Origin of the sequence: Hydrogenophaga sp. (assembly GCF_019635465.1) — a bacterium.
Taxonomy (GTDB): domain Bacteria; phylum Pseudomonadota; class Gammaproteobacteria; order Burkholderiales; family Burkholderiaceae_C; genus Hydrogenophaga.
Map to the genome: position 1 here is coordinate 188894 of NZ_JAHBZK010000007.1, position 19933 is coordinate 208826.

The 19933-nt window shown below is 68.6% G+C and carries 20 protein-coding genes; 5 read left to right on the forward strand and 15 right to left on the reverse strand.

What is annotated here, in order from left to right; all coding sequences use genetic code 11:
• Positions 1 to 16: 16 nt before the first annotated feature.
• From KF871_RS08495 to KF871_RS08550, 12 genes are read right to left on the reverse strand one after another with little or no spacing between them, the layout of a single operon-like run.
• Positions 17 to 736, reverse strand: coding sequence for a trans-aconitate 2-methyltransferase (locus KF871_RS08495; RefSeq protein ID WP_291140642.1), 720 nt, complete (start codon positions 734 to 736; stop codon positions 17 to 19).
• The gene (locus KF871_RS08500) at positions 733 to 1533 is read right to left on the reverse strand and encodes a polysaccharide deacetylase family protein (protein WP_291140645.1); all 801 of its coding nucleotides are present in this window, start codon (positions 1531 to 1533) and stop codon (positions 733 to 735) included. The genes KF871_RS08495 and KF871_RS08500 overlap by 4 nt, the downstream gene beginning before the upstream one ends.
• Positions 1530 to 2183, reverse strand: coding sequence for an alpha/beta hydrolase-fold protein (locus KF871_RS08505; RefSeq protein ID WP_291140648.1), 654 nt, complete (start codon positions 2181 to 2183; stop codon positions 1530 to 1532). The genes KF871_RS08500 and KF871_RS08505 overlap by 4 nt, the downstream gene beginning before the upstream one ends.
• On the reverse strand, positions 2180 to 4510 hold the full coding sequence (locus KF871_RS08510; protein WP_291140651.1) for an MMPL family transporter: 2331 nt from the start codon (positions 4508 to 4510) through the stop codon (positions 2180 to 2182). The genes KF871_RS08505 and KF871_RS08510 overlap by 4 nt, the downstream gene beginning before the upstream one ends.
• Positions 4507 to 5076: a LolA-related protein gene (locus KF871_RS08515; protein ID WP_291140653.1), complete on the reverse strand. Its 570-nt coding sequence runs from the start codon at positions 5074 to 5076 to the stop codon at positions 4507 to 4509. The genes KF871_RS08510 and KF871_RS08515 overlap by 4 nt, the downstream gene beginning before the upstream one ends.
• Positions 5073 to 5975 carry an acyl-CoA synthetase gene (locus tag KF871_RS08520; protein ID WP_291140656.1) on the reverse strand — a complete coding sequence of 301 codons (903 nt, stop codon included), beginning with the start codon at positions 5973 to 5975 and terminating at the stop codon, positions 5073 to 5075. The genes KF871_RS08515 and KF871_RS08520 overlap by 4 nt, the downstream gene beginning before the upstream one ends.
• The gene (locus KF871_RS08525) at positions 5972 to 6283 is read right to left on the reverse strand and encodes a hypothetical protein (protein WP_291140743.1); all 312 of its coding nucleotides are present in this window, start codon (positions 6281 to 6283) and stop codon (positions 5972 to 5974) included. Before KF871_RS08525 ends, KF871_RS08520 begins: the two co-directional genes overlap by 4 nt.
• Positions 6284 to 6320: 37 nt before the next feature.
• A complete protein-coding gene (locus KF871_RS08530) occupies positions 6321 to 7730 on the reverse strand; it encodes an AMP-binding protein (RefSeq protein WP_291140658.1) in 1410 nt (469 codons plus the stop codon).
• On the reverse strand, positions 7727 to 8389 hold the full coding sequence (locus KF871_RS08535) for a hypothetical protein (protein ID WP_291140661.1): 663 nt from the start codon (positions 8387 to 8389) through the stop codon (positions 7727 to 7729). Before KF871_RS08535 ends, KF871_RS08530 begins: the two co-directional genes overlap by 4 nt.
• On the reverse strand, positions 8386 to 8673 hold the full coding sequence (locus tag KF871_RS08540; RefSeq protein ID WP_291140664.1) for a phosphopantetheine-binding protein: 288 nt from the start codon (positions 8671 to 8673) through the stop codon (positions 8386 to 8388). Before KF871_RS08540 ends, KF871_RS08535 begins: the two co-directional genes overlap by 4 nt.
• Before the next feature lie 25 nt (positions 8674 to 8698).
• Positions 8699 to 9958, reverse strand: a complete 1260-nt coding sequence (locus KF871_RS08545; protein WP_291140667.1) for a beta-ketoacyl synthase — start codon at positions 9956 to 9958, stop codon at positions 8699 to 8701.
• 2 nt (positions 9959 to 9960) lie between these two features.
• Complete coding sequence (locus KF871_RS08550; protein WP_291140670.1) at positions 9961 to 10200, reverse strand: acyl carrier protein; 240 nt, start codon at positions 10198 to 10200, stop codon at positions 9961 to 9963.
• A gap of 269 nt (positions 10201 to 10469) precedes the next feature.
• Here KF871_RS08550 and KF871_RS08555 point away from each other — a divergent pair, with 269 nt between their 5' ends.
• On the forward strand, positions 10470 to 11126 hold the full coding sequence (locus tag KF871_RS08555) for a phosphatase PAP2 family protein (RefSeq protein WP_291140672.1): 657 nt from the start codon (positions 10470 to 10472) through the stop codon (positions 11124 to 11126).
• Positions 11127 to 11148: 22 nt separating this feature from the next.
• Here the strand turns inward: KF871_RS08555 and KF871_RS08560 are convergent, their stop codons facing one another.
• The gene (locus KF871_RS08560; RefSeq protein WP_291140675.1) at positions 11149 to 12078 is read right to left on the reverse strand and encodes a patatin-like phospholipase family protein; all 930 of its coding nucleotides are present in this window, start codon (positions 12076 to 12078) and stop codon (positions 11149 to 11151) included.
• 101 nt (positions 12079 to 12179) lie between these two features.
• On the opposite strand from KF871_RS08560, the gene KF871_RS08565 reads away from it, so the two are divergent.
• On the forward strand, positions 12180 to 13235 hold the full coding sequence (locus KF871_RS08565; protein ID WP_291140678.1) for an extracellular solute-binding protein: 1056 nt from the start codon (positions 12180 to 12182) through the stop codon (positions 13233 to 13235).
• Between the two features lie 57 nt (positions 13236 to 13292).
• Here the strand turns inward: KF871_RS08565 and ppk2 are convergent, their stop codons facing one another.
• Positions 13293 to 14201, reverse strand: coding sequence for a polyphosphate kinase 2 (gene ppk2 / locus KF871_RS08570; RefSeq protein ID WP_291140681.1), 909 nt, complete (start codon positions 14199 to 14201; stop codon positions 13293 to 13295).
• Between the two features lie 204 nt (positions 14202 to 14405).
• On the opposite strand from ppk2, the gene KF871_RS08575 reads away from it, so the two are divergent.
• Together KF871_RS08575 and KF871_RS08580 are read left to right on the forward strand one after the other, a co-directional pair.
• Positions 14406 to 15086 (forward strand): hypothetical protein, encoded by a 681-nt coding sequence (locus KF871_RS08575; RefSeq protein ID WP_291140684.1) that lies wholly within the window; start codon positions 14406 to 14408, stop codon positions 15084 to 15086.
• A 93-nt stretch (positions 15087 to 15179) separates the two neighbouring features.
• Positions 15180 to 15938, forward strand: coding sequence for a 3-hydroxyacyl-CoA dehydrogenase (locus tag KF871_RS08580; protein WP_291140687.1), 759 nt, complete (start codon positions 15180 to 15182; stop codon positions 15936 to 15938).
• Between the two features lie 16 nt (positions 15939 to 15954).
• Here KF871_RS08580 and KF871_RS08585 read toward each other — a convergent pair whose 3' ends face one another.
• A complete protein-coding gene (locus KF871_RS08585; RefSeq protein ID WP_291140690.1) occupies positions 15955 to 17874 on the reverse strand; it encodes a GspE/PulE family protein in 1920 nt (639 codons plus the stop codon).
• Between the two features lie 165 nt (positions 17875 to 18039).
• Between KF871_RS08585 and KF871_RS08590 the strand changes: the two genes are divergently transcribed.
• Positions 18040 to 19896 (forward strand): gamma-glutamyltransferase family protein, encoded by a 1857-nt coding sequence (locus tag KF871_RS08590; protein WP_291140693.1) that lies wholly within the window; start codon positions 18040 to 18042, stop codon positions 19894 to 19896.
• Positions 19897 to 19933 lie beyond the last annotated feature (37 nt).

A 19933-nucleotide genomic window follows, 5' to 3' on the forward strand; every position in this document is an offset into this window, starting at 1 on the left:
ATGATGGCGGGCGTTGTCAGCGCACCCGGCAGTGAAGCATGACATTGGCAAAGGGCTTGCGCCCATTCATGTCGCGGTGCTCGACGGCAAAGCCCAGATGCTCAAGCTCGCCGCGCCAATCGGCAAGGCCGCGACAGTACAGCCGGGGCAAGCGGTGCCCGCGCGCATACGTGACCGCGCGATCAACACCATTGCAGACATGAAACCGCCAGCCGGCGTCGGCGTCGCCAATGCGGGTGAGAAACACGCCACCGCGCGGCAAGGCGTCGCGGATGCGCCCCAGCAGCGCGCGTTGGCGCGCAGGGTCGACATAGTGCAGGGCATCCAGAATGGTGATGGCGTCGGGCCGACCCAGGGCCACCTCGGTCATGTCGCCCTGTTCGATGCAGACCACCGGATGGTCTGTGCCAAAGGCGCGCCGTGCGCGCTCGACGTCGCGCGCCATGAGTTCAATGCCCTGCAACTGCGTATGCCGCTCAGGTTGCGGCCACTCGGCGGGCCATTGGCCCGCGTCGGCCAGTTCGCGAGCGCTGAGCAGCCAGGCGAACAGGCTGCCCTGGCCACTGCCCAGGTCGAGCACGCGGCCCGCGTCGCCCAGCAAACCGGTGCGGACGATTTCGTGAAAGAGGGTGTCGTGCCCCAGTTTGCCGCGCGCGTAGTGGTATGCGAATTGCCCGGCGTGTGCGAAGCGCCCACTGGCGTGGTCCACAAGCTGCTGAATGGCCGCGCTGTTCATGGCAGGCATTGCGCAAGGGTGACCGTGCGAAGCCCCAGCCGATGCGCGTCGGCCATCAGCAAGGGCAGCACGGCGTTCAGCACCGGCGTGCCCTGCGCGGTCTGGCGGGCATGGCCGTCGTGCAACAACAGGATGTCGCCACCTTGCAGCCCGCGCGTCAGACGACGGTGCACGGTGGCGGCGTCGCCGGTTCGGGTGTCGAAGCCGCGCCGCGTCCAGCTGGCCAGGGTCAGCCCCAGCTCGTGCAGCACCGGGTCCAGCCAGGGATTGCGCAGGCCGGCGGTGGGACGGAAAAAGCGCGGCGCCTGCCCAGTGATGTCGCTGAGCATGTGTTGCGCGGCAAGGATGTCGTCGCGCATGCGCGACGGGCCGAACACCGAGAACGCGTGCGAGTGGCTGAAGCCGTGGTTTTCCACCCGGTGGCCGCGGCGCACGATGTCGCGGCACAGCGCCGCGTGGGTCTGGGCGCGATGGCCGATACAGAAGAACGTGGCGCGCGCACCCAGCGCGTCGAGCACATCGAGCACCTGCGGCGTGACGGCCGGGTCGGGGCCGTCGTCGATGGTGAGGGCGATGGCCTGATGCGTGGCCTCGCCCGCGGGCAAGCGGGCCCAGTTGACGCCCAGCCATTGCGAGCGCGGCCAAAGACCGCCGCCCACCAGCGCGGCGTGATTGGCCACCACCGCCGACGCAGCCCAGGGCCACCACGCCGGTTGCCACAGCGCGGCGCCCGCGGCCACGCCGTGCAACAGCAGTGAGGCCGGCAAGGCCGGTGCCGGACGCCAGCGCGCGCTCACGGCGCCACCTCGCTGCCGCCCGCACGCGCGTGGGCGACGAAGGCCTGCCAAAGACCCTGCCAGCACGCCCAGTCGTGGTCGCCATCGAGGGTGTGCACCGATGAACGCGGCAGGCGCGAGGCCATGCGCGCCATGCCATCGACAAAGCGGTCGCGCACGCCATAGCCCATCCACACCGGCAGATCGGGCGGAGGTTGTTGCCACCAGGCCCAGGTCTCCAGCACCGGGTCGTCGGGCACAGCGGGTGGGGTCCAGGTGTCCAGGCCGCCGGCCAGCTCGATGCGTCGCCACACGCTGCGCTCGCCCGGGTAGGGCGAGAGCAGGCACAAGCCATCCACGGCCTCGGGCCAGCGCCGCGCGCACAGCACCGACTGCCAGCCGCCCAGCGAGATGCCGGCCAGCCAGACCCGCGTGCCTTGCGCGCGCACTGGTCGCAGATGCTGATCCACCAGGGCCTGCAACTGGTCCACACCGTCCAGTCGTTGCGCCTGCAGATCCACCGCCACCAGATCAAGGTCCAGGCCCGCGGCCTGTGCCTGGCGATCGAAGCCCTGGTCCACGACGTCCTGCGCGCGCATGGCCGCACCGGGCAGCCACACCAGCCGCCAGGGTGCGCGGCCCGTGAAACCCTGCCCCGGCACGGCGTTCATGCCGCCCGCTCCCGCGGCGCGAGCGCCGCCGCAAACACCAGGGCCAGCAAGGCGCCGGGCGCCACGGTGGCCCCCACCGCCTGCAGCACCGGCACCGCCGACATGGCCAGCGCGCCAAAGCCGATCACCGTGGTGCCGCAGGCCACCAGCACCGACAGCAGCGAGGTGGCGTCCGCCGCCGGGTCGCTGCACCAGCGCTCCAGAAACAGGGCGTAGTTGGAGCCCACCGCCACGATGAGCAGCATGCCCACCAAGTGCAGCAGGTGCAGGCGCGCACCGCCCAGATGAAGGCCGGCCATCACCACCGCCACCGTCGCCACCAGCGGCAGCAGCACGGCCGCCAGCCGCCTCGCGGAGCGCAAGGTGAGCGAGAGCAGCGCCACGATGGCCACCATGCCCAGCAAGGACAACACGATGGCCTGGCGCAGGTAGTCGGCGTACATGTGCTCGAACTCGGCCTTGAGGTCGACAAACAAGGCGCCGCTGCCTTGCAGGGCGCGCTCCAGCTCGTGCGCCGGCAGATCGGAGCCGCCCTGCCCGGCCACCGGCCGCAGGGGCAGCAGGGCCGTCCACCCCGAGGGGTGCGACTGCAACAGCGAGTCGACCGCCAGGGCCAGCGCGGTGCCGTCCAGATCGGCGCGGCGCAGCGGTGGCGCCGTGCGCGCCTGGGCCACCTCCGCGACGAAAGGCGCAAGGCGCGCGGGTGAGATGGGCTGACCGGCCAGGGCGTCGTCGAGTCGGCCCTTCAGCACCTGCGACTCGGGCAGGCTGGCCTGGCGCTGCGACTGCAAGGCCTCGCTCGGCAGAAAGCGGGCGGGCGAATCGAAGCCGCCGATGCGTCCCTGCTCAACCAGGGGCGCGAGGCGCTCGCCGGCCAGCTCGGCGCCTTGCAGAGCCAGCTCGCGGCTGGCCGCACGCACCACCACGATGTAGCGCGCATCGGGTGCGCCCAGGTCACTGCGCAATTGCGTGTCGCGCTGCGCATCGGCTTCGGTGATGCTGGAGAGCACCGACAAATTGGGCTCCCACAGGGCCTGCCGGTGCATGGCGAGATAGGTCAGCGCGATCGCACCCAGCAGCAGCACCGGCCAGCGCAGCGCACGCGCGCGGCGCACCAGACCGACAAAACCTGGGGGCAGACCGGGCGTACGCACCTGCACCTGACCCGCCATCGCGGGCAGCACGAAGCGCGTCACCAGCGAGGCCGTGACCACGCCGCTCAAGGCATACAGGCCCAGTTGCGCCAGCCCCGGAAAACCGGCAAACAGCAGTGCACCGAAGCCCAGCACCGAGGTGGCCACGCCCAGGCGGATCGTGGGCCAGAAGCGGCTGTGCCATTCGCGCAGATCCCCGCGGCCGGCCTGCACGAAGTAATAGATGCCGTAGTCGACCGCCTCACCAATGAGCGCCGCACCGAAACCGGCGGTGATGGCGAACACCGACCCGTGCACCAGCGAGACCACCACCAAGCCGGCCAGCGCGCCGCTGAGCACCGGCACCAGCGTGAGCAGCAGCGGCCAGGGGCGGCGGTAGACCAGCCACAGCAGCAGACTGATGCCGGCCGCACTCATGAGCGTGAGGCGCGCCACGTCGGCCTTCACCGCAGCGCGCGTCTGCACCGCAAACACCCCCGGGCCGGCCACCTGCAGGCTCAGCGCGGGCGTGGCCTGAGATTCCTCGGCGAACAGCTGCTGCACCCGCTCAACGGCCTGCGCCTGGCCGTCGGTGTCGGCGCCCAGCGCACGGGTCTGCAACAGCAGCAGCGCGCGCTGGCCATCGCGCGAAGACCACACGCCCTCGGCCATGGCCGGCTGACCCTGGGATTGCAGGCCGCTCAGCAACTCGATGACTTCGCCCGTGGGATCGCGCAGAAAGTGCGGCTTGAGCAGCAGACCGGCCGGCGAAGACACGATGTCGATGGTGTTGAGCACCGCCGAGCGCAGGCCGTCGACGCTGAAGCGATCGGCAGTCACTGCCGGGCTCAACTGGTAACGGTGGCGCATCAGCACCGACAGCTCGCCATCGAGCGCGCCCAGCTCGCCGTTCTGTACCGACACAAACGCCGGGTCGGCGGCGAGCCGGTCGCGCAGGGCGTGCGAAGCCTGCGCACGGCTTCGCGCGTCGCCGCCTTCAATCGCCACCATCAGCAACCGCGACACCACGCCTTCGCGCAGCTGATCGACCAACACCTCCTGCTCGGGCGTGGGCTCGGACGGCAGAAAGAACGACAGATCGGTGGTGAAGCGACTGTGCGACACCCACCAGACCGCCAGCAGCATGGCTGCCAGCCAGGTCGCCGCCAGCACCAACCGCGCACGCACCTTCATCGGGTCACCATCGGCTCGAGTTGCAGCTCGGTACGATCGCCGTCGGCCTGGGCGTATTCGATGTGGCGCACATTGATGTCGTCGCCGTTGAGCGTGATGCGGGTGACGATGGCCCGCATGGCGGGCTCGATGGGCTCCAGCACCAGCGTCCATCGGCGCAGGCTGCCCTGCAGTTGAAGTTTGTAGTGGCGCTCCAGCCCGGCGCGATCGCCGCGCAAGGTGCTGCGGATGCTGGCCACGAAGGCCTGCACTTCGGGGCGCTGCGCGATCTGCACGCTCATACGGGTGCGCTCGCGCTCGATGGTGATGGTGTCCTTGTAGAGCAGCACCCGCTCAGCACGGGGGCGCAGGGTGCGACGCTCCAGCCAGTCCGGCGGGTTGTAGATCATCTCGCCGGTCGATCGCAGCGGGGCATCGAGCATGGCCAGGTGACGCAGTTCGACAAAGCGCACTGTCCCGCCCGCGTTGGTCGCCAGGCGGGCCATGAGTTGATCGAGCAGGTCCTGCGCCTGCGCCAGCGGCGCCATCAGCAGCAAGACCAAAGACAGCAGCAGACGAAACCTCATGCGCGCCAGAAGTCGAAAAAGTTGAACCAGTTCATCGGCGCCTGCCGGCAGCAGGCCTGCAATGCTTGCACATAGGCCTGCCGGATACCGTCGATGGCCTTGTCGCGTTCGAGGCGAGGCACCGCCGCAAAGTTGCCCAGGGGCCGAAACACCAGGCGGTAGCGGTTGCCCCCCATGTACAGCCCGGCCATGAAGAACACCGGGCGTTTGAACACCGCCGCCAGCCGCCAGGGTGCCGTCGGAAACGGCGCGGGCGCCCCCAGAAAGTCGTGCGTGGCGCGCGCGTCGTTGTGCAGCGAGCGATCGGCCAGCAGACCGAGCAGGTGCCCCTGCTCAAGCCGGGCGGCGGCCTCGATCATCGAGTCGGGTCGGCCCAGTGGCACCACCTCCTGCTGCAGGGCCGGGTTGATGACCTGCAGCGCGGCGTTGACCTTGCGCGCGTTGTCCTCGTACATGAGCATGGACACCGAAATGCCCGGGTGGCGCCGGCCCACACAGCGCAAGGCCTCGAAGCTACCCAGGTGCGCCCCCATGAGCAGCACGCCACGCCCGTCGGCCATCGCGTCCAGCAAGGCCTCGCTGCCTTCGATTTCGATGTCGAACAGGTCGAAGCGGTCCTTGAGCAGGTAGACGCGATCGTGCACCGTGGTGGCAAATGCGAGCAGGTGCCGGTACAGGTCGCGCCAGCGCACAGGCCCGCCCAAGACGCGCGACAGGTACTCGCGGCTGGCGCGCCGGGCAGACGCACCGAAGAGCAGAAAGTACAGCGTGATGCCGTGCAGCACGCAGCGGCTGAGCCGGCGACCCAGGATCAGCGAGATCAGCACCATCAGGCGCATGACCAGCTGGTGGCCGCGTTCGGGTTGCGCGCGCCAGGCGGGCGCCTTGGGGGCCGTCATGCCGCGCCGGCCCGCAACTGGCCGCTGGCCACCTGTTCGCCGTCGCGCCGGAATTCGAAGTTCAGCGTGCCGGTGGCGGTGGGTGTGAGCCGCAGCAGCAGTCGGTCGCCGGGTCTGACCACCTGCAGGAACTTGGCCTGCGGAACGAGCCAGACCCCATCGGCCGCCGAAGTCTGGAAGCTGCGCGCGGCCTCAAGCGCGAGGTCAAGCAGCACGACACCGGGCAGCACCGGGTGCCCGGGAAAGTGCCCCGCGAAGGCCGGGTGGTCCAGCGGCACCTGCCACGCACGCTCAAGCGGCTCCGGCACCTGGGGCAACGCCGATGGGGTCACCGGGGCCGAGGACTCAGGCGGACTCACCGAGCACCTCGCGGCGGTAGAGGGTCTGCAACGCATCGCGCGTGAGCTTGCCCGTGGCATTGCGCGGCAAGGCCGGCAGCAGCACCAGCGGACGCGGCAGAAAGATGGCGTCCACGCGTGCACGCAAGGCCTGCAGCAGCGCCTGGCTGCCAAGGCCCGGCGCCACCGCAAATGCGACGAGGCGGGTGAGCCCCGCGGCCTGCTCGCTGGCAGCGGCCTCGTCGGGCAGAAAGAAGGCCGCGTCGGTCACGCCCTCGATGCCGGCCAATTGCTGGTTGAGGTAAGCGAGAGAGGTGCGCTTGCCGGCCAGATTGATCAGGTCCGCATGGCGCCCGTGCAGCAGAAAGCGTCCGTCGGGCAAGGTCTCGATGAAATCGGCCAGCGGCACGCGCCCTTCGACGTGCCCGCCTTCGGCGTGCGTCACATCGCCATCGGCCTGCAGCGTCACGTCGCGCATCGGCGTCCAGGCCGCGCCCAGCACGGTGCGCCGGCTGGCCAGCGCCGACGACTCGGTGGAGCCATAGATTTCGTGCACCTCAGCACCGGTGGCCGCCTCCAGCTGGCGGGCCAGGCCCTCGGCCAGCGGCGCGGTGGCCGACAGCACACGCTCCACACGCCCCCCGCTCACACCCGCGGCCAGCCAGTTGGCCAGGTGAAACGGGGTGCTGACCAGCATGCGCGGTGCAGGCACCCTGGCCAGCGCGTCATCGATGTCGCTGGGGTAGAACGGCTTGCCGCTCCAGAACGCGCAGCCACCGTGCAAGGCCAGCAGAAAGGTGGATTCGAAGCCGTAGCTGTGTTGCACCGGCACCGTGCCGACCAGGACATGGGGTTGCCGGTCCAGCCCCAGCGCTGCTGCCTCGGCACGCCCGTTGCGCACCAGCCGACCCCAGTGCTTGCGGTGCGGCTGCGGCCGCCCGGTCGAGCCGGAGGTGAACAGGATCGCCGCCAGCCGGGTGTGTTCGATGGCGGGAATGTCGTACACCGCGTCGGGTCGACCCTCACCGGGACCGACCGCCAGCCGCGGCAAGCCGCCCGTGTCGACATCGTCGCGCTCCACCAGACACACCGCGCCCGGGTGATCCTCAGCCACTTGCAGCAGGCTGTGCGCCAGCTGGGACGAAGGTTGCAGGCTCACACGCTGGCGCAGCAGACCGGCCGCAAAACCCACGGCAAAGCGGTAGCGGTCTTCACACAGGTTGATCAGATCGCCTTGCGGCGGCAGCCGCCCGGCCAACGCCTGGGCGTCGGCGATGTACTGGCGCACGGTCACGGCGGCACCGGGCGTCCAGGCCAGCACGTCGTCCAGCCCCAGACCGGTGACCAGCGGCGTCGATACGTCCATGGGATCAGCAGGCAATGGGACGACGCCCTGTGCGCGTGCAGCGGCCGTCATGTCGGCTCCCGCGTGGCGCGCCGCCGGGCGAGGTCTTGGCGGTAGGACTGCACCACCATCTTCAGCGTCGGCCGCTCATGAGGTGGCAACACCACACGGCGCCACAGTGCGTCGAGCACGAACATGAGGCCCACCAGAGGGCCCGTCAGCATGTTGCCGTACACCGACCAGACCTCGCGCGGCGCCCACAGGAAGAGCCCGGTGGACACCGCCGCGTTGATCACGAAATACAGCGTCCAGGCCAGCGTGGCCTGGCGGGTGTAGCGCAGCTTCGCCGGCGAAAGGTACTGCCCCATTGAATGGCGGGCGAAGCGCGTGATCAACGGGTCGCCGTCACCCCGCAAGGAGGCTCCAAACCAGGCCGCCAGCGCGAGGTGAACGCCCAGGTGCGGCAGGTAGTGCAGCAACGCGATCTGGGTGCGCAGCACCGGCCACAGCGCCCACAACAGAGCCAGGCAGAGCAGCCACAGCACCACCCGCCAGACCGGTGCACAAGTGCGCGCAATCACGATGCCGAAGGCCAGCAACACGGGGGCGATGGCCACGGCTGCGTTCAGGTCGGCAGGCCCTTTGCCGATCGACCCCAGGTGCGACGCCAACATCCAGGCCAGCAGCAACAGGCCGACCAGGGCGGTTCGCAGCCAGCCAAGGGCATTCATGTGGTGCGGTGTTGCACGACGTGCGCGGCCAGGGACCGCGCGCTCGCGAATATCTTCAGGTTGTCGTCGTTGTCCGAGCGCATCTGAAAGCCGTAGCGCTTGGAAATGACGAGAGCGATCTCGAGCATGTCGATCGAGTCCAGGCCCAGGCCTTCGCCGTACAGCGGCGCGTCCGGGTCGACCTCGGCGGCGCTCACCTCCAGGTTGAGGGCTTCGATGATCAGCGCGATGAGTTCGGGCAGCAGCTGTTCGACGGCGGTGGGATCGACGGTCTCGGACGACATGGTTTCCTCGTGGGACGCTTGGGCGTCAGGCGGGAGTGGCGGCAAACGCCAGCACGGCGTTGCTGCCCCCGAAGGCAAATGAATTGGACAAGGCCACACGCAGCCCATTCACGCGCCGACCTTCGAGCACATGGTCGACGCCTTCGCAGGCGGGGTCCAGCCGACCGGACAGGTGGGCGGTGGGTGGTATGGCTTGCTCGCGCAGCGCCATCACGGTGGCGACGGCTTCGATGGCGCCGGCGGCACCCAGCAGGTGACCGTGCATGGATTTGGTGGAACTGACCGGTAAGCCGGGCGCGCGAGCGCCGAACACATCGACGATGGACTGCACCTCGATCGGGTCACCCTCGGGTGTGGCCGTGCCATGCGCGTTGATGTAGCCCACCGCATCGGCGGTGATGCCCGCGTCGTCGAGCACGCCGCGCATGGCGCGCGCCTGACCTGAACGATCAGGCCGCACCAGGTGGCTGTGGTCGCAGTTGGTGGCGTAGCCGATCAACTCGGCGTGGATGCGCGCACCGCGCGCCACCGCGTGGTCCCAGTCTTCGAGTACCAGCGCTGCCCCACCCTCGCCCAGCACAAGGCCGGTGCGGTCGGCAGCGAACGGCCGGCAGGCCTGCGCAGAGGTGTGTTCATCGCCTTGCGCCATGACCCGCATGGCCTCCCAGGCGCGCACCACGCTGACCGATTGGCAGACATCCGAGCCACCGGTGACCATGACCGTGGCCTCGCCAGAGCGCACGCGCCGGTAAGCCTCGCCGATGGCGATCGACGCCGAGGCACAAGCGGCTGTGTGGCTGCTGCTGACGCCGCCCAGGCCGAGCTGGATGGACGCGTGCGCGTTGACCGCGTTGCTCATGCCCATGACCACCGACAAGGGCGAGACACGCTCGCGGCCCTTGAGCCAGAGATCGCGGGCGCCGCGCTCATGCGCGGCCAGGCCGCCCAGTGCCGTGCCCCAGGAGCAGCCCCAGCCAGAACGGTCGCTGTCATCGTCCTTGGCAGAGCGCGGCAGGGCGGCGTCCTGCCAGGCATTGAAGACCGCCGTCATGCCAAGGTGGGCAAAGCGCTCCATCATGGACGCGAGTGGTTTGCCGAGCACGCGGTCGGGCTCGAACCCCTGACACAGCACGAACGGCGTCTTCAGCGGACGCGGCTCGTCTTGCGTGACCATCCAGCGCACGGCCGATTCACCAGCGCACAGGCGTTCAAAGAAATCGGAGAGATCGGCCCCGTAGGGGCTCACGAGGCCCAGACCCGTGATGGCGACCCGACGCCGCGTCATCCTTACCCCGTCTTGGTCGACGACAGTGCCTCGATGATGGCCACCATGTCGGCCACGGTGCTCGGCGGCGTCTGGTCGGAGGCGATCTCGATGCCCAGGCGGTCTTCGGCCTCGAACATCAGCTCGGCCAGCATGAGCGAGTCCACGCCAAGGTCGGCCAGCACGGCGTCGGGCTTCACATCGGCCTCGGCCACACCAAGGCGATCAACCAGGAACTGGCGGATCAGTTCGAGCGCATTCATGTCGTTCCCTCCCGCCGGCGCTGCCACCGGGCGGTCATCGGTCTTTGGAGTAATGAATCAGGCCGGTACACGGGCGGGATCGGTGATGGCCCTGGTGGTCAGGGGCAAACCACTCGGGCATGCCCTGAGCAATCCTGAAGAAGCGGCGGATTATAGCGACGCGCCCCTGTTTCATGCCCCCGCACCATGGGCCCGTCACAGGCCTGACCACAGGGCTCGGCTACAGTACGCCGCGATCGTCTGACGTCCCTTTCGCGGCCCCACACCCGATGCACGACCCCACCACGGGCTGGTCCCGCCAACTCGCCCAGCGCTTTGCGACCCTGTGGTACCTCAAGGCCGTGGGCACGGCGGCCTTCATGGTGCTGTTCTTCCAGGCCTACTTCTGGGTGTTGAAGCACCCCGGCGGCACGCCGACCGTGGTGCCGGCGCTCGCGCTCGATCACTGGATCCCCGTCACCCCTGTGGCGCTGTACGCCTACGGTTGGCTGTGGGTCTTCGTCTCACTGCCACCAGCCTTCATTGGCGACTTTCGCTCGCTGCTGCGCTACGGCGCCTGGGTGGCCCTGATGTGCGCCCTCAGTCTGGGCATCTTCTGGCTGTGGCCCACCCAGACCCCGCACTTCGACGTCGACTGGTCGGCCCACCCCCAACTGGCCTTCCTCAAAGGCATTGACGCCGCGGGCAATGCCTGCCCGTCACTGCACGTCGCGGCCGCCGTGCACGCCACGTTCTGGCTGCTGGGCCAGATGCGCACCGTGGGCGCGCCGGTATGGACGCGCTGGGCCATCGTTGCCCAATGCCTGGCCATCGTCTGGTCGACGCTGGCGATCCGCCAGCATGTGGCGATCGACGCGGTGTGTGGGGCAGCGGTCGGCCTGCTGTTCGCCTGGCTGTCGATGCGCCACCGGGATCACCGGTTCTAGGCGTCGGCTTCGGCTACCCCATTCACAGCGGCTGCCGTTTTTCCACCAGCACGCGCATGAGTGCCGGCAGCGCCGCGCGCATGGCTTGCCGCCCCGCCTCGATGGCGCGCTGACGCACCGAAAAGTCGGCGCCACCCATGCCGTTGAGTGCCGGACGCACCACCACATCGGCCCCCACCAGTTCGTGGCGGTTGATGTTCTGGCCCATGATCGCGAAGGTCTGCAGCAGCACCTCCAGGCTGCCCGAGGCGGTGTTGCCCTCCGGCGCGCTGGAGATGTCCACCGCCACCACCACCTCGGCGCCCATGTCCCGCGCCTGACGCACCGGCACCGGCGCCACCAGACCGCCATCGACGTACTCCGTGCCTGCGATGGACACCGGCGAGAACACGCCCGGCACCGAGCTCGACGCCCGCACCGCCATGCCGGTGTCCCCGCGCCTGAACAGCACGCCGCGGCCGCTGTGCAGGTCGGTGGCGAGGATGCCCAGCGGCAGTGCCATGTCTTCGATCAACCGGTTGTCGACCGAGCGGCGCACATAGCGCTGCAGCGCCTCGCCGCGCAGCAGACCGCGCCCCAGGATGGGCAGCGACCAGTCCGCGATTTCGGCCTCCTGCATCTGCAGGGCCTTGCGCTCGAGTTCGGTGCCGGTCATGCCGCTGGCATACAGCGCAGCCACCAGGCTGCCCGCCGAGGTGCCCGCCACCATGTCCGGCCGCACACCCGCGCGTTCAAGCTCCTGGATGACGCCGATGTGAGCAAAGCCGCGCGCGGCCCCGCCACCCAGTGCGAGCCCCACGCGCGGTGCGCGGGTCAGCACCACGGGCGGCTCAGGCTGGGCGGGCGCCACCACCTCGGGTGGCGCCGGCGGCGTGCTCACGCTGGCGCAACCCGCCAGCACCAGGGCGGCGAAAAGCCCCGCCCAACGACCCAGACACTTATTAAGAACCATTCTCGTTTCTGTTAGCATGCACCGAGATTGGAACCCGGCAAACCGCACATTGTTCCAAAGCCGTTCACCTGATCGCCGATTTCGATTCGAGAGACCTCCCCATGACCACCAACCGCCGCTTCACCCTGAGTCTGCTTGCCGCTGCCGCCCTGAGCGCCGGCTGGACCGCTGCCCACGCCGAAGACAAGGTGCTCAACCTGTACTCGGCCCGCCATTACCAGACCGACGAGGCTCTCTACAGCGACTTCACCAAGGCCACCGGCATCAAAATCAACCGCGTGGACGCCGACGACGCCGGCATCGTGGCGCGCCTGCGCGCCGAGGGCGCAGCCTCCCCGGCCGACGTGATCCTGCTGGTCGACGCCGCGCGCCTGGCGGTGGCCGAATCGCAGGGCCTGTTCCTGCCCATCAAGTCGGCCAAGCTCGACGCCACCATTCCCGCCAACCTGCGCAGCGCCGCCACGCCCGATGGCGTGGCCTGGACCGGCTTTTCCACCCGCGCCCGCGTGATCGTCTACGACCCGACCCGCGTCAAGGCCGCCGACGTCGCCACCTACGAGCAGCTGGCCGACCCCAAGCTCAAGGGCATGCTGTGCACCCGCTCGGGCTCGCACCCCTACAACCTGTCGCTGTTTGCCACCGTGGTCGAACGCCTGGGCGACCAGAAGGGTGAAGCCTGGCTCAAGGGCCTGGTCGACAACATGGCGCGCGACCCCAAAGGCGGCGACACCGACCAGATCAAGGGCGTGGCCAGCGGCGAATGCGGCGTGGCGCTGACCAACAGCTACTACTTCGCGCGCATGCTCAAGTCCAACAAGCCCGAGGACCGCGCCGTGACCGAGCGCGTGCGCGTGGTGTTCCCCAACCAGGGCACCAGTGGCACGCACGTCAACATCTCGGGTGCGGCCGTGGCCCGCCACGCCAAGCACCCCGAAGCCGCCATGGCCTTCATGGAATACCTCGCCAGCCCCTCGGCACAGGAGTACTTCGCCAACGGCAACAACGAGTTCCCGGCCGCCAAGGGCGTGAAGATCGCCAACGCAGCCCTCAAGGCCATGGGCGGCGACGACTTCAAGGCCGAGACCGTGCCGCTGGCCTCGGTGGCCAGGAACCTCACCAAGGTGCAGCAGATGCTGGACCGCGCCGGCTACAAGTGACCCGCACACACCATGAAAAAGGCCCGCCGATGCGGGCCTTTTTCATGGGTAGCGGGCTCAGTACGTCGGCGGAACGTAGATTTCGCCGGGCACCTGGTGGCGGCGGTAGCCCTCGTGGCGAATGCGCTCCGGCAGCGTGATGCCTGCGCGCTCCACCTCGTGGTACGGAATGAGTGACAGCAGGTGGTGGATGCAGTTCAGGCGCGCCTTCTTCTTGTCGTCGGCCGGCACCACCCACCAGGGTGACTCCGGCACGTTGGTGCGCGCCAGCATTTCTTCCTTGGCCTTGGTGTAGAGCTCCCAGCGCCGGCGGCTCTCCAGGTCCATGGGACTGAGCTTCCACTGCTTGAGCGGGTCGTGGATGCGACCGAGAAAGCGCGCCTCCTGCTCTTCGTCCGAGATCGAGAACCAGTACTTCACCAGCTGGATGCCCGAGCGCACCAGCATCTTCTCGAACTCGGGCACGGTGCGGAAGAACTCCTCCACCTGGTCGGCGTTGCAAAAACCCATGACCTTTTCGACGCCGGCGCGGTTGTACCAACTGCGGTCGAACAGCACGATCTCGCCACCGGCGGGCAGCTGCGTCACATAGCGCTGGAAGTACCACTGCGTGCGCTCGCGGTCGTTGGGCGCGGGCAGCGCCACCACGCGGCACACCCGAGGGTTCAGGCGTTGCGTGATGCGCTTGATCACCCCGCCCTTGCCGGCCGCGTCGCGGCCTTCGAACAGCACCACCACCTTGTGTCCGGTGTGCACCACCCAGTCCTGCAGCTTCACCAGCTCGGCCTGCAGCCGGAACAGCTCGCGGAAATACACCCGACGCGCCTCGCGCCGCTCGGCCGCAATCGCCGGATCGGCCTCTTCATCGAGGTCGCGGTCCTCGATCTCCATCTCCAGCTCTTCGTCGTAGCCGTCCATCAGGTCTTCGCTGACGCGGCGCATGAAATCGTCGGTTTGAGGGGACATGGTGGGCCGGGCGGAGCAGCGCTGAGGGATCGGACGGGCAGTGTGGCGCCATGACGTGACGGTTTGGTGACAGTCATGTGAACCCTCAGCACCCATGGCAAGCGCACCAGGGCGCCTGCCGGGTTGGAACCACAACCCGCCCTTTGTCACCAAGCCGTAACCTGCCAACGAGCCGGCATCAGCGCCCTATCAGCAATCCAAGACATGACCATCCCTTCGTTCAATCCCGCGCGGAACGCATCAGCCGCCGTCCTTCGCGCTCACCAGGCACCCGTCACCGAGCAGGTTCGGCCGGATCCCGGGTCGACCAAGGTCTTGCATGCCAAGGGCGCTGCGGGCACCCCATCCAAGGCCAGCTTCCCTGAGCTGAATCACAGTGCGCTCTGGCAGCCTGCACGGCGCAAGCCAGTCGACACCAGCCAAGCCAGCGCTGGCGCCGCGCGACTGATCGAAAAGTCCGGCCACCCAAAAGCCAAAGAGGCCGCCCGCGTGCTGTTCAACCCCACGTCGGGTCAGGAAGCGCTGCGGCAATGCGTACAGGACCTGGCCTGGGCCGCCGAGCACCCGCCCCTGCCCGCTGAGCGTGACGTCACACCGGAAGACATCCGGTTTGTGGGCGAGAGGCCCAGCAGTCGTCCGCTGACGGCTGCCGACATCCGGTTCGATGGCGATGCATCGCAATACCCTGTTCGCGCACGACAGTCCGAGCCGCCAACTGCGGATGCGCCAGAAGTGCAATCAACGCATATCGACATTGACGACATCCTTGCCGGTCGCGCAGAGGTCCAGCCGGCAGTCGCGCGCGAGCCCAATCCCGCAACACCCCAGGCCCCCCAGCCAATGACGGACATTGACGACATCCTTGGTGGCGACGATCGACACTAGGCTTCGGGGCGTCGTTCCCTCGCTCTCCAACCGACGCATAATTGACGTTTACGTCAACGTCAAACGCCGGTTGCGGCACAACGAGGAGCACACATGGACATCGCAGGCAAGGTATTCATCGTCACCGGCGGCGCGTCGGGGCTGGGCGAAGGCACGGCGCGCATGCTGGCCGCCAACGGCGGCAAGGTCGTCATCGCCGACATGCAGGTCGACAAGGGTGAGGCGGTGGCCAAGGACATCGGTGGCGCCTTCGTCAAATGCGACGTGAGCAACGAGGCCGACGGCCAGGCCGTCGTGGCTAAGGCCGTGTCGATGGGCAAGCTCATGGGCCTGGTCAACTGCGCGGGCATTGCTCCGGCCGAGAAGACCGTGGGCAAGAACGGCGCGCACTCGCTGGCCGTCTACACCAAGACCATCATGGTCAACCTGGTCGGCAGCTTCAACATGATCCGCCTGGCCGCCGAGGCCATGTGCAAGAACGAGCCGGAGTCCACCGGCGAGCGCGGCGTGCTCATCAGCACCGCCAGCGTGGCCGCCTACGACGGCCAGATCGGGCAGGCCGCCTACAGCGCGTCCAAGGGCGGTGTAGTCGGCATGACGCTGCCCATTGCGCGCGACCTGGCGCGCAACGGCATCCGCAACATGACCATTGCCCCCGGCATCTTCGGCACGCCCATGCTGTTCGGCATGCCGCAGGAAGTGCAGGACGCCCTGGCCGCCGGCGTGCCCTTCCCCAGCCGCCTCGGTACGCCACAGGACTACGCCAAACTGGCGAAGCACATCATCGAAAACGACATGCTCAACGGCGAGGTGATCCGCCTCGACGGCGCGATCCGCCTCGCACCGAAGTGATCGGGCCAGCCCTCGCTCAGTGGTAGGCCGTACGCGCCTGGGGCAGGTCGATCAGTCCCTGCACGACCTTCTCCAGCGCGTCGTGGCGCAGGCTGCGCATGCCCAGTGCCACGGCGGTGTCGAAAATCACCGACGGCCGTGCACGGTCTTGGATCAAAGTGCGGATCTCGCGCCCGTTCTGAAGAATTTCGTAGACCCCGATGCGCCCGCGGTGTCCCTTGTCCTTGCACTGGCTGCACCCCACCGCGTGGCCGATGCGGATGTCGGTTGGCGAGTCGACGCCGGCCGCTTCGAGCAGGCGCTGCCCCGCTTCGTCGCGGGTGAGAGACGAGCCCTCCCGGTATTCATCGACCAGCGCATCCCAATCCGACGACGTGATCGCGCGCCGCCGGGCGCAGGCCGGGCACAGGCAGCGCACCAGGCGCTGGGCCACGATGCCCAGCAGCGAATCGGCAAAGTTCATCGGGTCCATGCCCAGATCGAGCAGTCGCACGACGCTCTCTGACGCGCTGTTGGTGTGCAGCGTCGACAGGACCAGGTGTCCCGTCAGAGAGGCTTCGATCGCGATCTTCGCGGTCTCGGTGTCGCGGATCTCGCCGATCATGATGATGTCGGGATCGGCGCGCAGGAAGCTGCGCATGGCGCTGGCAAAGGTCAGCCCGATCTTGTCGTTCATCTGCACCTGACGCAGACCAGCCTGGGTGATTTCAATCGGGTCCTCGGCCGTCCAGATCTTTCGCTCCGGTGTATTGACCTCCGCCAGCATCGAATGCAGCGTGGTGGTCTTGCCCGAACCTGTGGGTCCAGCCGCCAGCACCATGCCGAAGCTGCGGCGCGACAGCGCTTCGATCGCCGCCCGATCGCGCGCCTGAAGACCCAGGCGCGACAAGGGCAACGGGTGGCTGGAAGCCAGCAGCCGCAGCACCACATCTTCCAGCCCATCGTGCGTGGGCAACACCGCCACGCGCAGTTCAAGCGGCGCGCCACCGTGGGTCGAGAAATCGATCTTGCCGTCTTGCGGGCGTCGCCTCTCGGCAATGTCCAGCCGGGCCATGATCTTGATGCGCGACACCAATGGCGCGCGCAGACTGGCGGGCAGCGACAGGTAGGGCTCGAGATCACCGTCGTGGCGCATGCGAACCAGCGTCAGCCGCTCGCCCACGTTGGTCTCGATGTGGATATCGGACGCCCCCGTGCGCTGAGCGTCGGCAATCATGCGATTGACGAGTTGCACCATGCCAACGGTATCGCTGCCGGCCGCATCGCTCTGTGTCTCAGGGCCAGCACCCACCTCGTCCACGGCCAGAGCCACCAGTTGGTCGAGCGCCAGCTGATCGACCGCACCCGGGTGCACGGTCGTTGCCGACGCCGGTGCCGGGCGGCGCAAGGTCGGTGCTGCGGTGGCACCTCCAACCGTCATGGGTGCTCGCTGCCCCAGCTGTCTGCGCTGAATGGCTTCGCGATCGGCCCAGACCATCCACACCGCGTGGCCTGTGGCCTGCTGCAACTGCTGATGCAGCGTCTCGTCGGTGGGTCGCCAGGAAGCCGCCACGAACTGCCCCTGCAAATGACCCAATGGCAACACCTCGAAGCCCCGCGCCTGAGATGCGGGCAGCAAGTCAGACACGCCCGCCTCGGTCTCGAACGCATCCGCATCGATGTCGGGCAGTCCCGCCACCCGAGCCAGCGCGCGCTGCCACTCTTCGTCGGTGATCAGAAACCGCTCGACCAGTTCGTGTGAGCGCGAGCGCAGCAGGTCAGGGTTCTCGCGCCGCAAGGCATCCACCTGCTGCGCGTCAAGACAACCATCAAGCACCAGCGCATCGCCCAGCGCAACCACGGCACGATGGCGGGCCTGGTCGGCTGCTTCGGCGAGCTCGATCATGTCGCGAGCGAGAGGACCAACGGTGATCGACTGGATGGATTCGGTGCGCAAGGTGGCGTCTCCTTAGCGTGCCCCATTGACCCGAGAGCCGATCCCGCGGGCCGTGGCAGCACAGTGACCACGATAGATATCGGCACCGGTGCTCGATTGATGCACCGCAAGGTGACGGATGGCACCGCCAACGCAAACGTCCTCCACGTGCGTAAAGTCACGTCCATGTTCCGTCCGGTCCACACGTTCGCCTGCCTCTGGCGCCAAACACGATGCCTGTCCCCTTGGCTGGCACTGTGCCTGGCGTTTGCACTCACGGCCTGCTCAACCATTTCGACCAAACCGCCCGCGGCGGCCGCCACACCAACGCCACCCGAAGCCGCATCGGGTTTCACCGCCAAACCCGGCTGGTCGTTCGAGCGGCAGGCGGTGGCGGCAGCCAACCCACTCGCTGCTGACGCCGGCCTGCAGGTGCTGCGCGCCGGCGGCAGCGCTGTCGATGCCGCCATCGCCGTGCAGATGGTGCTCACACTGGTCGAGCCGCAGTCCAGCGGCATCGGCGGCGGCGCCTTTCTGCTGCACTGGGACGGCCGCCGCGTGCAGGCCTACGACGGCAGGGAGACCGCACCCGCCGCCGCCACCGAACGCCTGTTCTTTGACGGCAACGGCAACCTGATGCCGTTTGGCCGCGCGGTGGCCAGCGGCCGATCGGTGGGTGTGCCCGGCACGGTGCCCATGCTGGCCCTGGCCCACCAACAGCATGGGCGCCTGCCCTGGGCGCGCCTGTTTGAGCCGGCCATTGCGCTTGCCGAACAGGGCTTTGCGGTCAGCCCACGCCTGAACGCCTTGCTGTCGGCCGAGACCGCATTGCCCAGGGACCCGGTGGCGCGCGCGTACTTCTTTCAGCCCGACGCCCGCCCCTGGCCGGTCGGCCATGTGTTGCGCAACCCTGAGCTTGCCGCCGTGCTGCGCCAGATCGCCGAGCGCGGACCGGCGGCCTTGAGTGAAGGCCCGATCGCCCAGGCCATCGTCGACAAAGTGCGCCAGCACCCTGACCTTCCCGGCACCTTGAGCCTGGCCGACCTGCGCGACTACCAGGCCCGCGAACGCCCCGCGTTGTGCCACCCGCTGAGGGCAGGTGCGCGTTGGTGGCGGGTGTGCGGCATGCCACCACCCAGTTCGGGCGCCATCGCCATCGGGCAGATCCTGGGACTGTTATCGCGCACGCCGCAAGCCATGGCCTCCTTGCGCAATGGCATTCCGGGCGCCGACTGGCTGCACGCCTGGACCGAGGCCTCACGGCTGGCCTTTGCCGACCGCGCCCTCTACGTCGCCGACCCCGACTTCGTGCCCGCTCCTGGCGGCGACTGGCAGAGCCTGCTGACCAGCGACTACCTCAACGCGCGCGCGGCGCTGATCGGCCCCACGCGCCTGCCGCAGGCCCTGCCCGGCCGCCCTGCGGGCACGCCCGTGGCCATGGCACCCATGCCCGACCAACCCGAGTCGGGCACCAGCCACATCAGCATCGTGGACGGTCAGGGTCATGTCCTGTCCATGACCACCACCATCGAGGCCGCCTTCGGCGCTCGCCTGATGGTCACCACCGACCCGACGCGCCCCGGCGGCTTCCTGCTCAACAACGAGCTCACCGACTTCAGCTTTGCGCCATCCGACGAGGCTGGCCGCCCGATTGCCAACCGGGTGCAGCCGGGCAAGCGACCGCGCTCCTCCATGTCGCCCACCCTGGTGTTCGACGCCAACACGGGGGCGCCAGTGATGAGCGCCGGCAGCCCGGGCGGCGCCATGATCATCCACTTCACCGCCAAGGCCCTCTGGGGCAGCCTGCACTGGGGTTTGCACCCGCAGGCCGCGCTGGACCTGCCCAACTTCGGCAGCCTGGGCGGGCCGCTTCTGCTTGAGCGTGACCGCTTTGCGCCCGCCACCGTGCAGGCGCTCGAGTCGCTCGGCCACCAGGTGCAGCAGGTCGATCTCACCAGCGGCGCTCAGGCGCTGGTGCGACGCAGCGACCGCTGGCTGGGCGGGGCCGATCCGCGCCGCGAAGGTGTGGTCAGCGGCGACTGAAGACGGGCTTGCGACCGGGTAAGCTCCCTGCCCTTCC

Bases quoted from the DNA above. Each gene is read 5' to 3' on its own strand.
- KF871_RS08495 (WP_291140642.1), bottom strand. From the start codon at position 736: ATGAACAGCGCGGCCATTCAGCAGCTTGTGGACCACGCCAGTGGGCGC.
- KF871_RS08505 (WP_291140648.1), bottom strand. From the start codon at position 2,183: ATGAACGCCGTGCCGGGGCAGGGTTTCACGGGCCGCGCACCCTGGCGG.
- KF871_RS08510 (WP_291140651.1), bottom strand. From the start codon at position 4,510: ATGAAGGTGCGTGCGCGGTTGGTGCTGGCGGCGACCTGGCTGGCAGCC.
- KF871_RS08515 (WP_291140653.1), bottom strand. From the start codon at position 5,076: ATGAGGTTTCGTCTGCTGCTGTCTTTGGTCTTGCTGCTGATGGCGCCG.
- KF871_RS08520 (WP_291140656.1), bottom strand. From the start codon at position 5,975: ATGACGGCCCCCAAGGCGCCCGCCTGGCGCGCGCAACCCGAACGCGGC.
- KF871_RS08530 (WP_291140658.1), bottom strand. From the start codon at position 7,730: ATGACGGCCGCTGCACGCGCACAGGGCGTCGTCCCATTGCCTGCTGAT.
- KF871_RS08535 (WP_291140661.1), bottom strand. From the start codon at position 8,389: ATGAATGCCCTTGGCTGGCTGCGAACCGCCCTGGTCGGCCTGTTGCTG.
- KF871_RS08540 (WP_291140664.1), bottom strand. From the start codon at position 8,673: ATGTCGTCCGAGACCGTCGATCCCACCGCCGTCGAACAGCTGCTGCCC.
- KF871_RS08545 (WP_291140667.1), bottom strand. From the start codon at position 9,958: ATGACGCGGCGTCGGGTCGCCATCACGGGTCTGGGCCTCGTGAGCCCC.
- KF871_RS08550 (WP_291140670.1), bottom strand. From the start codon at position 10,200: ATGAATGCGCTCGAACTGATCCGCCAGTTCCTGGTTGATCGCCTTGGT.
- KF871_RS08555 (WP_291140672.1), top strand. From the start codon at position 10,470: ATGCACGACCCCACCACGGGCTGGTCCCGCCAACTCGCCCAGCGCTTT.
- KF871_RS08560 (WP_291140675.1), bottom strand. From the start codon at position 12,078: ATGGTTCTTAATAAGTGTCTGGGTCGTTGGGCGGGGCTTTTCGCCGCC.
- KF871_RS08565 (WP_291140678.1), top strand. From the start codon at position 12,180: ATGACCACCAACCGCCGCTTCACCCTGAGTCTGCTTGCCGCTGCCGCC.
- ppk2 (WP_291140681.1), bottom strand. From the start codon at position 14,201: ATGTCCCCTCAAACCGACGATTTCATGCGCCGCGTCAGCGAAGACCTG.
- KF871_RS08575 (WP_291140684.1), top strand. From the start codon at position 14,406: ATGACCATCCCTTCGTTCAATCCCGCGCGGAACGCATCAGCCGCCGTC.
- KF871_RS08580 (WP_291140687.1), top strand. From the start codon at position 15,180: ATGGACATCGCAGGCAAGGTATTCATCGTCACCGGCGGCGCGTCGGGG.
- KF871_RS08590 (WP_291140693.1), top strand. From the start codon at position 18,040: ATGTTCCGTCCGGTCCACACGTTCGCCTGCCTCTGGCGCCAAACACGA.